The organism is Rhodococcus sp. NPDC003382 (assembly GCF_053589135.1).
Map to the genome: position 1 here is coordinate 65986 of NZ_JBSFRH010000007.1, position 12734 is coordinate 78719.

Annotated in this window: 10 protein-coding genes; 5 read left to right on the top strand and 5 right to left on the bottom strand. The window is 69.7% G+C overall.

Translation table 11 applies throughout. From position 1 onward, the window contains the following. Positions 1-304: 304 nt before the first annotated feature. The 4 genes from ACWDUD_RS07325 (at position 305) to ACWDUD_RS07340 (ending at position 5415) form a co-directional block, all read left to right on the top strand. The gene (locus tag ACWDUD_RS07325; protein WP_450108951.1) at positions 305-2887 is read left to right on the top strand and encodes a transglycosylase domain-containing protein; all 2583 of its coding nucleotides are present in this window, start codon (positions 305-307) and stop codon (positions 2885-2887) included. A gap of 10 nt (positions 2888-2897) precedes the next feature. Further along, positions 2898-4505, top strand: coding sequence for a glycosyltransferase family 87 protein (locus tag ACWDUD_RS07330; RefSeq protein WP_450108881.1), 1608 nt, complete (start codon positions 2898-2900; stop codon positions 4503-4505). 26 nt (positions 4506-4531) lie between these two features. Continuing rightward, positions 4532-4993 carry an RNA polymerase subunit sigma-24 gene (locus tag ACWDUD_RS07335; RefSeq protein WP_197250683.1) on the top strand — a complete coding sequence of 154 codons (462 nt, stop codon included), beginning with the start codon at positions 4532-4534 and terminating at the stop codon, positions 4991-4993. Between the two features lie 146 nt (positions 4994-5139). Further along, a complete protein-coding gene (locus ACWDUD_RS07340; protein ID WP_450108882.1) occupies positions 5140-5415 on the top strand; it encodes a response regulator transcription factor in 276 nt (91 codons plus the stop codon). Positions 5416-5419: 4 nt separating this feature from the next. On the opposite strand, the gene ACWDUD_RS07345 is transcribed toward ACWDUD_RS07340, so the two are convergent. After that, positions 5420-5692, bottom strand: coding sequence for a LuxR C-terminal-related transcriptional regulator (locus ACWDUD_RS07345; protein WP_450108883.1), 273 nt, complete (start codon positions 5690-5692; stop codon positions 5420-5422). Positions 5693-5876: 184 nt separating this feature from the next. Here ACWDUD_RS07345 and ACWDUD_RS07350 point away from each other — a divergent pair, with 184 nt between their 5' ends. Continuing rightward, entirely contained in the window at positions 5877-9653 is a 3777-nt protein-coding gene (locus ACWDUD_RS07350; RefSeq protein ID WP_450108884.1) for an nSTAND1 domain-containing NTPase, read from the top strand. A 67-nt stretch (positions 9654-9720) separates the two neighbouring features. Here the strand turns inward: ACWDUD_RS07350 and ACWDUD_RS07355 are convergent, their stop codons facing one another. The 4 genes from ACWDUD_RS07355 to ACWDUD_RS07370 form a co-directional block, all read right to left on the bottom strand. After that, the gene (locus ACWDUD_RS07355) at positions 9721-10086 is read right to left on the bottom strand and encodes a CD225/dispanin family protein (protein ID WP_450108885.1); all 366 of its coding nucleotides are present in this window, start codon (positions 10084-10086) and stop codon (positions 9721-9723) included. Positions 10087-10203: 117 nt separating this feature from the next. Then, positions 10204-10617 carry a DUF2752 domain-containing protein gene (locus ACWDUD_RS07360; RefSeq protein ID WP_450108886.1) on the bottom strand — a complete coding sequence of 138 codons (414 nt, stop codon included), beginning with the start codon at positions 10615-10617 and terminating at the stop codon, positions 10204-10206. 22 nt (positions 10618-10639) lie between these two features. Continuing rightward, positions 10640-11242, bottom strand: coding sequence for a GNAT family N-acetyltransferase (locus tag ACWDUD_RS07365; protein ID WP_248676078.1), 603 nt, complete (start codon positions 11240-11242; stop codon positions 10640-10642). Beyond that, a complete protein-coding gene (locus ACWDUD_RS07370) occupies positions 11239-12609 on the bottom strand; it encodes a hypothetical protein (RefSeq protein WP_450108887.1) in 1371 nt (456 codons plus the stop codon). Before ACWDUD_RS07370 ends, ACWDUD_RS07365 begins: the two co-directional genes overlap by 4 nt. Between the last annotated feature and the right edge of the window lie 125 nt (positions 12610-12734).

Genomic DNA, 12734 nt, shown 5'->3' on the forward strand with positions numbered 1-12734 from the left:
GCTGCCGCCGCAGCCCGGCCAGGGCCGGCCGTACCCTCCGCAGCCCTATCCGGGTCAGCAGGGCCGGCCGGGTCCGCAGGGGCAACCCGGCCCGCGCGCCGGGGGCCCGCCGGGACCGCCGCCGATGCGGAACCCGATGCCCCGGAATCCGCAGCAACCGCAGCAGCAGGGCCCGCAGCAACCGCAGGGCCCCCAATATCCGCAGGGGCCTCAGCGTCCCCAGCAGTCTCCGCGGAGCGGGCCGATTCCGCAGCAGAATCCGCGCAGCGGACCGGTTCCCCAGCAGAACCCCCGCAGCGGACCCATGCCCCAACAGAACCCGCGCAGCGGACCGATGCCGCAGCAGCGTCCCCAGCAGTTCGCCGCCGCGCCGCCGAACCGTGCACAGACGGGTCCCCAGCAGCCCGCCGGCGGCCGGCCTCAGGCCGACCCAACCGTACGGATCCCGCAGGAAGGGGCCCGGCCCCAGGCCGACCCGACCGTACGGATCCCGCAGGATCAGGCCCGGCAGGCCGTGGCCGCCAACCGGCAGCCTCCGTCACGCCCCGCAGGTACCCCGCCGGGTGGACGTCCGCCGACTCCGCCCCCGACCGCCCGCGGCGGTGGCGGCGGAAACAGCGGTGGCGGCAAGGGCGGCAAGTCGTCCCGGTGGCGCACCATCCGGCGCATCGGTTACGTGGCGGTCGCGCTCGGCCTGATCGTTCCGATTCTCACGTTCATGGTCGCCTACGTCGTCCAGGACGTGCCCCGGCCCGGCGACCTCAAGACCAATCAGGTCGCCACGATCTACGCGTCCGACGGCTCGACGGTCATCACGAAGGTGATCCCGCCCGAAGGAAACCGCACCGAGGTCCGGCTCGACGAGATCCCCGAGCACGTCCGCAACGCCGTGCTCGCCGCCGAGGACCGCGACTTCTACACCAACCCGGGCTTCTCGGTCACCGGCTTCGCGCGCGCGGCTCGCGACAACATCCTCGGCCGTGAGAGCGCGGGTGGTGGCTCGACCATCACCCAGCAGTACGTCAAGACCGCCCTCGTCGGGTCGGAGCGCACGCTCACCCGAAAGATGAAGGAGCTGGTGCTGTCGTCGAAGATGGCCAACCAGTGGTCGAAGGACGACATCCTCGCCGCCTATCTGAACACCATCTACTTCGGTCGCGGTGCGTACGGCATCGCCGCGGCGTCCAACGCCTACTTCGGCAAGCCGGTCGGCGCGCTGACCGTCGAGGAAGGTGCGGTGCTGGCGTCGTCGATCCAGCTGCCGTCGCTGCTGGACCCGGAGCAGAACCCGGAGGGTGCCGAGGCTCGCTGGAACTACGTGCTCGACGGCATGGTGACGGCCGGAACCCTCAACGCCCAGGATCGCGCCGGCATGAAGTACCCCGCGTACGTGCCGCTCGCCGAACTGGACAACGGAGACGAATCCTCGGGTCCCGAAGGACTCCTGAAGAACCAGGTGCTGCAGGAGCTGTCCGCGGAAGGCATCGACGAGAAGCTCCTCAACACCGAGGGCCTCGAGATCACCACGACCATCGACCCGCAGGCACAGGAAGCGGCCCTGGACGCGGTCCGCTCGACGATGGAGGGTGAACCGGAGGAACTGCGCACCGCCGTCGTGTCCGTCGACCCGCACACCGGTGCCGTCCGCGCGTACTACGGCGGCGAAAGCGGCATCGGGTTCGACTTCGCACAGTCCGGCCTGCAGACCGGTTCGTCGTTCAAGGTGTTCGGCCTGGCCGCGAACCTCGAGCAGGGCAAGCCCCTGTCGACGACCTACGACAGCGGCCCGCTGACCGTGAACGGCATCAAGATCGGCAACGTCGAGGGTGAGCAGTGCGGCCAGTGCACCATCGCCGAGGCGTTGAAGCGGTCGCTGAACACCAGCTTCTACCGGATGATGCTGTCGATGGACAACGGTCCGCAGGCCATCGCGGACATGGCGCACAAGCTCGGCATCCCCAAGGAGATCCCCGGTGTCGGGGAAACCCTCACGGAACCGGACGGCGCCGGCCCGAACTACGGCATCGTCCTCGGCCAGTACCAGTCCCGCGTCCTCGACATGGCCTCCGCGTACGCGACCCTCGCCGCGTCCGGCACCTACCACGAGCCGTACTTCGTGCAGAAGGTCGTCACCGCCGACGGCAGCGTGCTACTCGACCGCGGCTCACCCACCGGTGAGAAGGTCGTCGACGACGCGGTCGCCGACAACACCACCGCCGCCATGCAGCCGATCGCCGCGTACTCCAACGGGCACGCTCTCGCGGGCGGACGTCCGTCGGCGGCGAAGACGGGCACCGCACAGCTCGGCGACACCGGTTCCAACAAGGACGCCTGGATGGTCGGGTACACCCCGTCGCTGTCGACGGCGGTGTGGGTCGGCACCGAACAGGGCCTGCCGCTGGAGAACAGCTGGGGCGGCATGATCTACGGTTCCGGTCTGCCGTCCGACATCTGGAAGGCGACGATGGACGGCGCTCTCGAGGGCACGGACGTCGAGAAGTTCCCGACCCCGGGCGCCATCGCCGGCGTGTCCGGTGTGCCCGCCTTCACGGCCGAGGTCACGGCTGTGCCGACGACCACCAAGGCCCCGGAGACGAGCCGCACGATTCCGTCGTTGCCGGAGATCCCCGAGATCACGACGCGCGACGTCGAGATTCTGCCGGGCGTGACCATTCAGCTGCCGGGGGTGGCGCAACAGCCGACCACCACTCCGCAGCGGCCCGGCCGGGAGACGGAGACGACCCCGGAAGAGGACTCACCCGGTTTCGGAACCGAGGAGGATTCGGGCGACGAGCAGGGAACGGAACCGTCCGTGGAGGAAGCGGTTCCGGCTCCGGGCGGACAGGCCGGCCAGCAGCAACCCGGCGGAGCAGTACCCGGCAGGTAACCTCGCCTCCGTGAGCGACAAGGAGGCGACCGGCAGGCCCGCGGGCGCGAAGACGAGGGTCGTGTCGCCGGCACCGCTCGCACCCGACCTCCGCTCGGCGGACTGGCGCGACACCCCCGGATGGAACGATCCGATGGTGTCGCGCCTGTCCACCGCGATCGGTGGGCCGGTCGGCCGGTACGCGCTGCTCGGCCGCACCCGCTTCTTCACCCCGCTGCGGGTGCTGCTGCTTCTGGCCGTGGTGTTCCTGTCCTTCGGCTGGTTCACCAAGGCCGCCTGCATCCAGCAGGCGCCGATCGGACCGAACGGTGAACTGGGACTCGACTGGCGAGGCAACCGCCAGTACGTCGCGATGTGCTACTCGGACGTGGTGCCGTTGTACGGCGCCGAACGCCTCAACGAAGGCGCGTTTCCGTACGCGACGTCGTGGGAGGAACCCGCACCGGACGGCGGCACGCAGGTCCGCTACATGGAATACCCGGTGGTCGCCGGGCTGTACCAGTACGTGTCGATGCGGGTCGCGAAGGCGTGGGATTCCGCGTCGTGGCTGCCCGGCGGCCTGCAGGTGGCGATCTACTTCAACGTCGTCGCGCTCGGCTCGGCCATGGCATGGCTGGTGACGGTGTGGGCGACGGCGCTGTCCGCCGGCCGCCGGATCTGGGATGCCGCGCTCGTCGCGGCGTCCCCGCTGGTGATCGTGCACGCGTTCACCAACTTCGACGCACTCGCCACCGCGTGCGCTGCCGGTGGTCTGCTCGCCTGGGCGCGACGCCGGCCGGTGCTGGCCGGTGTTCTCCTCGGCCTCGGCGGCGCCACCAAGCTGTATCCGCTGCTGCTGCTGGGCCCGCTGTTCCTGCTGTGTCTGCGCGCGGGCAAGATGCGTGCCTTCGGCCGGACCGCGGCGGCGGCTGCGGCGGCGTGGCTGGTCGTGAATCTGCCGATCATGCTGCTGTTCCCGCGCGGATGGGCCGAGTTCTTCCGTCTCAACACCGAACGCGGCGTCGATCCCGATTCGATCTACAACGTGGTGCGTTCCCTCACCACGTGGTCCGGGTGGGATCCGGAGACGTCGAACCTGGTGTCGCTGCTGTTGTTCGCGGCCGCGTGCGCGGCGATCGCGTGGCTCGCCCTGACCGCCGCGCGCCGGCCCCGGCTGGCCCAGTTGTGTTTCCTCGTGGTCGCGGCGTTCCTGCTCACCAACAAGGTGTGGAGTCCGCAGTATTCGCTGTGGCTGGTGCCGCTCGCGGTGCTCGCGCTGCCTCATCGCCGGGCGCTGCTCGCGTGGATGACGATCGATGCGCTCGTGTGGGTGCCGCGCATGTACTACTACCTCGGTCCTGCGGAGAAGGGACTGCCCGAACAGTGGTTCACCGTCACCGTCCTGATCCGGGACCTGGCGGTGCTGGCGCTGTGCGTCGCGGTGATCCGGCAGATCCGGAGACCCGCCGAGGATCTCGTGCGTTACGGGTTCGTCGACGACCCGGTCGGTGGGGTCGTCGATCAGGCCCCGGACGACTTCCCGCGCTGGTGGCCGAAGGTGCTGCGCCCCCGGGACGGCCGCGAATCACCCACGAAGTCATCCGATGGGACGACGCGGACTGTCGGTGCCTCGACCTAGTCTCGACGGGGACGTGAGGAGGCGCTGTGGCTGCGAATCACCGCGGCTCGTCGGGGCAGGCGACGACCGGATCGGTTCCGTGTGAACTCGCGTGGGCTGTTGCTCGTGGCGACTCGTCCGCGATCCCGGCCTTGTTGCGTGTGCTGCACCCGCGGGTGGTGGGCTATTGCCGCGCCCGGGCCCACGACGGTGGTATCCCCTTCGCCGAAGCCGACCGGATCGCTCTCGACGCATGCCGGACCGTGCTCGCCGAACTCTCCTCCCCCACGGGTGCGAATCGGAACTTCGCCACCCTCGTCTACGAGATCGCATCCCGTGCCGTCGATTCGGTATCCACGGACACGGCGGTGCAGTTGCGCCGGGAAGTGCTGATCATGCGCACGATCGTCGGGCTGGATCCCGAACAGACCGCGGCGGTGTTGAGCATCAGCCCCGGCCGGGTCCGGCTGGAACAGCACGCGGCGTTGAAATCCCTGCGCGTGGCATGACGTCGGCGCGACGTTACGTTTGCGCTCTGTGACGATTCCCTTGCAGTCGTCGGACGGCCTCGTCGGTCCGTAACCGTTATTATCCCGAGCATCACTTTTCGGAAGGTCGGGGGACCTGCGGCGGTGGGCCGATCGAGGAGGATCCCGTGTCAGCTGATGTTTCGTGGTCGGTTGCTGCCGTAAACCCCGAACCGACCCGCCCGGCGCTGTCCCCTCGTGAAGTCGAGGTTCTCCGCGGCTGGCTCCGATCCGATTCGAAGACCGAAGTCGCCGCCGAGCTGTTCATCTCCGTCGCCACCGTCAACACGCATCTGGCCCGGATTCGGGAGAAATACGCTGCGGTGGGCCGGAATGCCGGTACCAAGGCCGCGCTCACCGCTCGGGCCCTGCAGGACGGCCTCGTCACCCTCGACGAGTTGTAGTCGGCTACCACTCGTCGAGCGTCGTCAGACCGTCCTGCAGGGCCCGCGCGAACAACGCGGCCTTCGTGGGTGCGCTGCGTCCCACCGACGCGTACTTCGAACGGATCCGCGTGATGTGGGTGTTGAGCGTCGATTCCGAGACGAACAACTCCTGCGCCGCGCGAGATTTCGAATCCGACGACAGCCAGGTCAGCAACACCTCCACCTCGCGGGCGCTCAACAGCGGTCGACGTACCAGGGACGAACGGATCCGGGTCACGGGTTGGGGCGCAGTCATGGAGCTCCTTCCGGAAGAAGCCGAAACGGGGTGCGGCGCGAGAACGCCGGGAAAGGGAACGGCGCGAGCGCGCCGGAATCCATCCTCGCCGCCACCCGGGCACGGTCAGAAGTACACCGAACGGTTCGATACGGAATCCGTACGGCAGAACGTCTTCTACCTGCACCGATACGAAAGGGCATAGATGCCGCACCAGAGCACGGAGCCGCTGGATCCCGAACGGATCGGCGCCAGAACGCAGTTCGCCGAGGCACTGACCGAGCTCCGCACCCGGGCCGGACTGTCCGTGCGCGACGTCGTCGCCGCATCCGGGGCACAGCACGGCACGGTCGCCGGATGGTTCGCCGGCCAGCACCTGCCGACGAAAGCGAGCAGTGCCGCCCTGACCGCGGTGCTCGCCGCGTGCGGGGTCGACGACGAGGCGGAAGTGGCCGCCTGGCAGGCCGCCGCCGGACGGGCCCGGCAAGCCGCGATCCGCCGGGCCGACAAGTCGGTTGTCCCGTACCGGGGACTGGCACCGTTCGGGGAAGAGGACGCCCCATGGTTCTTCGGGCGCGACGACCTCACCGCCGAACTGCTCGCTCGCGTGCGGGCCGCGAGCACCGGTGCCGCCGGCCGGGTGCTCTTCGTCATCGGACCGTCCGGGGCCGGGAAGTCCTCACTGCTGCGCGCCGGCCTGGCCGCCTCCGTCGCCGAGGCGTTTCCGGAGTGGCGGCGCACCGTCGTGACCCCTGCGGGTATCGGGGTGAGCGCGCTGGTCGCCGCGCTGACCGAGACCGGACCCGCGCTGCTCGTCGTCGATCAGTTCGAGGAACTGTGGACCCACTGCGGGCCCGACGACCGCGCGACGGTCCTCACCCGGCTGGCCGCCGTCGGCCCCGACGTCGTGGTGGTGCTCGGGTTGCGCGCGGACTTCTACCCTGCTGCCGCGCGCGAACCGGTGCTCGTGCCGATCCTCGCGGCGGGTCCGCTCGTCGTCGGACCGCTGACCGACACGGACCTGGAGAAGGTCATCGTCGCCCCGGCCGAGAAGGCCGGTGCCACCGTGCCCGACGAACTCGTCCGTGTTCTCCTCGCCGACCTCACTCCGCGCACCACCCGTACGGCGACCGATCCGGGCACGTTGCCGTTGCTCTCGCACGCGCTGCTCGGCACCTGGCAGCGGGCCCGTCGCCGCACCCTCACGGTCGCCGACTACCTGGCCACCGGTGGTGTCTCCGGCGCCGTGCAGAAGAGCGCCGAGGAGGTCTACGCGGAACTGGCCCCGGAGCAGCAGGTGCTCGCCCGGCGGATCTTCCTGCGGTTGGTCAACGTCGACGACGACACGCAGACCCGCCGCCGCACACCGTGGAGCGAGCTCGCGATCGGGGACACCGCCGATGTCACCTCGGTCGTCGACCGTTTCGCCGCGCGGCGGTTGCTCACCGTCGACGAGGACACCGTGCAGCTCTCCCACGAAGTGCTGCTCACCGCCTGGGATCGGCTGCGTGAGTGGATCGACTCGGACCGGGTCGGTCTCGGGGTGCACCGCCGCCTGACCCGCGCCGCGCAGGTGTGGCAGGACAGCGGACGCGACACCGGGGCGCTCCTCACCGGAGGGCGGCTCGAGCTGTTCGAGGAATGGGTCGACGACGATCGGCGGGACGCGCTCAATTCCCTGGAGTTGGAGTTCGTCGACGCCAGCCTTCACCACCGCGACCTGACCGTCCGCGACGAGCAACGCCGCACCCGGATGTTGCGGCGGCTCGTCGGTGCCCTGGCCGTCGTGTCCGTGGTCGCGGTGACGGCCGCGGTCGCCGCGGGGTTACAGGCGAACGGGGAACGGGCCCAGGCGCAATCGGCACGCGACGAAGCGATGTCCCGGCAGATCGCAACGGTGTCCGCGCAGTTGCGCGACGACGATCCCGCGCTGGCGTCGCAGCTCGCGGCCGCCGGTTATCAGGTCAGCGACACCCTCGAGGCCCGGTCCGCATTGCTGGACGCGACGGCCGTGCATGCGCCGACCCGGATCGCCGGACCGGAAGGAGGATCGGTCGCGCGGGTGGATCCCGATGCCCGGATCGTCGCCTCCGCCGGCAGCGACGGCGTGGTGCGTCTGTTTCCGGTCATCGGCGGGCGGCCCGCCGTGACACCGGTGGCCGAGTTGCCGGCCACGGTGGACGGCGCGTTGTACGCACTCGAGTTCGGACCGGACGGAAGCACCCTGGCCGTCGGGGGGCAGGGCGGCGCACGGCTGTGGGACGTGCGTGATCCCGCAAACCCGCGGGTCGTGACCGAGCTGACGGACACCGATCGAGTGATCTACGGATTCGCGTTCGATCCCACCGGCACTCGGCTGGCCGCCGGCGACGCCACCGGCCACGTGTTGCGCTGGAACATCGATGGCGCTGCCGTCACGGCGCTTCCCGAACTCGAACATCCCGGTGCTGGAACGGCATTCGTCGCCTTCTCCCCGGACGGGAGAACCCTGGCGACGCTCGGGCGCCAGGCATCGATGCGGTTGTGGGACACGAGCGGATGGGATACGGCGATGACGCCGCGCTTCGATCTGCCACCGGACGGCTCGACGGTGCACCACCTGAGCGCCACGTTCTCGCCGGACGGTCGCACCTTGGCGTCCGGAACGACCCGGCGCGAGGTGGCCCGGTGGTCGCTGGCCGACGACGCGCCGCCGGTTCCCTTGCCGCCGCTGACCGGATTCTCCAGTTACGTCAACGATGTCGCCTTCGACTCCACCGGAACATGGGTGGCGGCCGGAAGCTCCGACAACACGGTGCAGATCTGGCGGGCCGCCGACGGCGAACCGGTGGAGATGTTGCCCGGCGCGAACCCCGTTACCTCCGTGCGCTTCTCCCCCGACGGATCGGCGATCCTCACCGGTGCGCTCGACGGCGTCACCCGATGGTGGCCGCTGCCCGGCCCGGCACTGCCCGGCGCGCGCGACACGGTGTATGTCAACCCGATCGGGGACGGCACCCTGCTGCTCGCCGGGGCAGGTGGTCGCGCGGGCGGAATTCCGTTGTGGGACATCGACGATCTGCGCAGACCGCGTCCGCTGCCCGAACTGGTCGTGGAACCGGGAGTGCAGACCGGGGCGGCGGCGATCACGAGCGACGCCGACCTGGCCGCCGTCGGAACGGTGTCGGGTGCGGTGGCACTGTTCGATCTCACCGAACCCACCGCGCCCCGATCGCTGGGATCGACGCCGCCCGTGGTGGCGGGAATGGTCGGCGTGGTCGCCTTCGACCACGAGGGGCACCGGATGGCGGTGTCCGCGCAGGACGATGCGACGGTCGCGCTGGTGGACGTGACGGACCGGAACGCGCCGCGGACGATCGGAACCTTCACGGCCGGAAACTATCCGCAGATGATGGCCTTCGCCCCGGACGGCACCCTGGCGGTGCCGACCGCGGATGGCGAGGTCGAACTGTGGGCGACCGCCGGGTCGTCGGAACCGACCCTGCTGTCGACCGTCGGTGGATTCGACAGTCAGGCGCAGGCGGTCGCATTCACGCCCGACGGTGCGACGCTCGCCGCGGGCAGCGCCGATCGCAGCATCCGGTTGTGGGACGTCACCGATCGCACTGCGCCGCGCGATCGGGCTCGGATCACGGGGCCGGCGGATGCGGTGTATTCGCTGCAGTTCTCACCGTCCGGCGATCGGCTCGCCGCCGGGGTCGGCGGTGGCGCGGCATGGCTCTGGGATGTGCAGGATGCGGAACACCCTGCGGCCTACGCCGTACTGTCCGCGTCCGGGACACGGGTCAACGACGCCACGTGGGCGCACGACGGCGAGATCCTCGCCGGGGGTGGACCGGACCGGCTGGTGCGACTGTGGACCACCGACACCGAGGCCGCGACGGACCGGGTGTGTGAGAACGCCGGATCCGCGATCACAGAGGACGAGTGGGAGCGGTACCTCCCTGGTGTCCCCTACCGGAATCCGTGCGCCGGGCAATGAGCCCTGTGACTGCCGGGTTGCGGTCGGCGACCCGGCAGTCACAGGAGTGATTCGGGTTTCGCGACGGTCAGTAGCCCGACGAGGCGACGATGGCGAACATGACCACCCAGTACAGGAAGACCAGAACCCACATCGAGACGAACGCCACCGCAGACCAGATCGCGAGCTTCCTGGCATCGGCGGCGGACTTGCGGGCGGCGTCGAATTGCCCGTGTGCCCACAGCGTATTGACCTGATTGGCCTTGATGATCGACACGATACCGAGGGGCAGGCAGCACAACACCGTGGCCAGAATGGCCCAGACCATGTTGTTCTCGGGCGGCGGCCCGAACTGCGGGCCGGCCGGGTACTGCCCGTAGCCGTAGCCCGCGGGTGCGGCCGGGGGGTAGTACCCCTGTGGATCGTTCGGCGGGTACTGCGGATACTGGTTCACGTCGGTCCTCGCTCGTCGGCCGGGTATCCGGTCCGATCCGGACCCGGTGCGTGAATTGAACCAGCCCGGGCGCGAATTCGCAGTATGCGGGCCGGTGCCGGAGTTCCGCCGGGAGGCTCATATCCGGAGGGACGCGAAAGGCCCCACGGGGATGTTGCGAATCACGAACCAGCACAAGACGACCACCAGCACGATCTGTGGGGACCGTCGCCACTGGTACCACTGGACGTAGCGGCGGTCGCGGGCCCGTCCCACGGTCCACACCGCGAACGACCACAGCAGAACCACCACCGCGAGCACACCGACGGCGTTGTACCGCAGCGCCGACGGAACATCCAGATGCAGAAGCGAATACAACATGCGGGACGAACCGCAGCCGGGGCACCAGAGTCCGAACAGGGCGCGGGTGGGGCACGGCGGGATCGGTCCGCCCGGCGTGGTGGGGTCGGCCCACACCACGGCGGCGCACACGCACGCGGACAGGGCCGCCACCCCGGCGGGGGCGGCGAGCCTGCTCAGCGCGGCGTGCACGGTCGTGGTCCTCGCCCGGTGTTCAGGGTTGTGCGGAACTGTCGGCGACCCGCGCCTCGAGGCGAGCGCGGGCGAGCGGCCAGTCGTCGTCCGTCATGGAGAACAGCGCGGTGGTCCGCCAGCTGCCGTCGCGCCGGCGACGGTGCTTGCGCAGCAGTCCCTCGAATTCGGCGCCGAGTTTGGCGATGGCCCCGCGCGAGTGCGCGTTGCGTTCGTCGGTGTGCCACTCGACGCGCACCGCGCCGAGCTCCTCGAAGGCGCGGCGGAGCAACAGCAGTTTCGATTCCGCATTGACGCCGGTGCCCTGGGCGGCGCGCGACAGCCACGTGTAGCCGATGACGAGTTTCCGGTGGGCGGGGTCGATCCCGTAGTAGGAGGTGGTGCCCACGACCGAATTCGTGCGGATGTCGACGATCGCGTACGGCAGGCGATCGGAGTCGTCGAGCGCGGCGCGCACGAATGCTTCGGCGTCGGCGAGTTCCTCGATGATCACCGACGTCCACCGGAAGATCGCCTCGGCGTCGTCGACGGCAGCCAGCAGTCCCGGCGCATGTTCCATGGTGAGCGGCTCGAGGCGGACGAGGGTGCCTTCCAGAGTGGGTTGCCGGTACCAGGATTCGCTCATCGGGCACGTCCAGCGGTCGTCATCGGCCTGGTCCTTTCGGGAGCCGGGGCGGGGGCACGCATCCGCAGGGATGCGCGCGCGAACACGACGAAGAGTACGGCCAGCAGGATCGCGCGTCCCCACACGCCCACGTGGGTGAGCAGCATCGCCGTGGTCATGTCGCGCTGACCGGCGGTGGCGGCGAACCAGAGGAAGACGCCGACGCCGATCGCGACGTCGGCGACCAGGTACGCGGCGACGAGCGACCACCGGACGCGCACGAGCACCAGCAGGGGCAGCAACCACAGCGTGTACTGCGGGGAATGCACCTTGTGCAGCAGCAGGAACCCGCACAGCATCGCCGCACCGATCGCGATCCACGGGTACGTGCCCTCGCGCCGGTAGCGACGCCAGCCGATCGCCAGGGCCACCGCGAAGGACACGCAGATCAGCAACGGCGACAGGACGGAGACGAGACCGTTGTAGGCGGGGGTGACCTCGGTGCCCTCGTAGCCGCCCAGCAGCGGGCGCAGTCCCCAGAACCAGATCGAGTTGCTCGTCGAATCGGCCGCGCGGTTGCTCTGGAACTCGAAGGACGCGCGCCAGCCCGGGTAGCCGAGCAACGCGAACGGCAGGTTGACGGCGACGACGGTCGCGGCACCCGCGGCTGCCACGGCTACGGCACCGCGCACGTCGAAGCGAGCAGCCGCTCCGGCGCGGTCGGCCGGGTCCCGATCGGTGCGGTCACCGCGGGTCAGGACATAGGCGACGAGTGTCAGCAGGAAGATCCCGGGATAGAGCTTCAGGCAGCAGCCGATGCCGAGCAGCACCGCGGCGAGCACCCCGCGGGTACGCAGCGACCAGCGTCGGGTGGCGACGATCGCGATCGCGCCCACCGTCGTCGCGACGACGGGCAGGTCCCAGTTGTGGAAGGCGTACAGCACGAGCGGGGGCGTCGCCGACCAGAGCAGCGCGGCCCAGCCGGCGAGCCGGCCCAGCATCCACGCGGTGAGCAGACCGAACGGTGCCAGCAGCATCGCCGACCAGAACAGGAATTCCGCATCGGTGTGGGCGGGGACGGCCCCGAGCCACATCAGCACACCGCTGAGCACGGGATATTCGACGGTGCCGCCGACGAGGTGGCCGGTGGCGGTGATGGCGCCGTCGAGGAACGGGAAGCGGTGCAGGTTGATGTCCCGTCCGATCCACAGTTGCTGGATGTCGGAGTAGCAGACGTCGGCATCCTTGACCGATTCGAAACGCAGAGTGCGGCCGAGCTCGTCGAAACGCGGTCCGGCGCAACGTGCCTTGTTGAGATAGCCGAGGACGAGCGTGACCGCGCACAGCAGGACGGCGACGAGCGCGGGGATCCGGGTGCTCGTGCGCATGTTCCTCACCCTAGGTGAATTTCGCTGGTCAAGGCGGGGTCATGTACCCTTCTTGGGTTGCTGACGCAACGACCCTCCTGTCACGGATCGTCCGTGACCGTTCACAGTCCATGGGAGGTGATGAG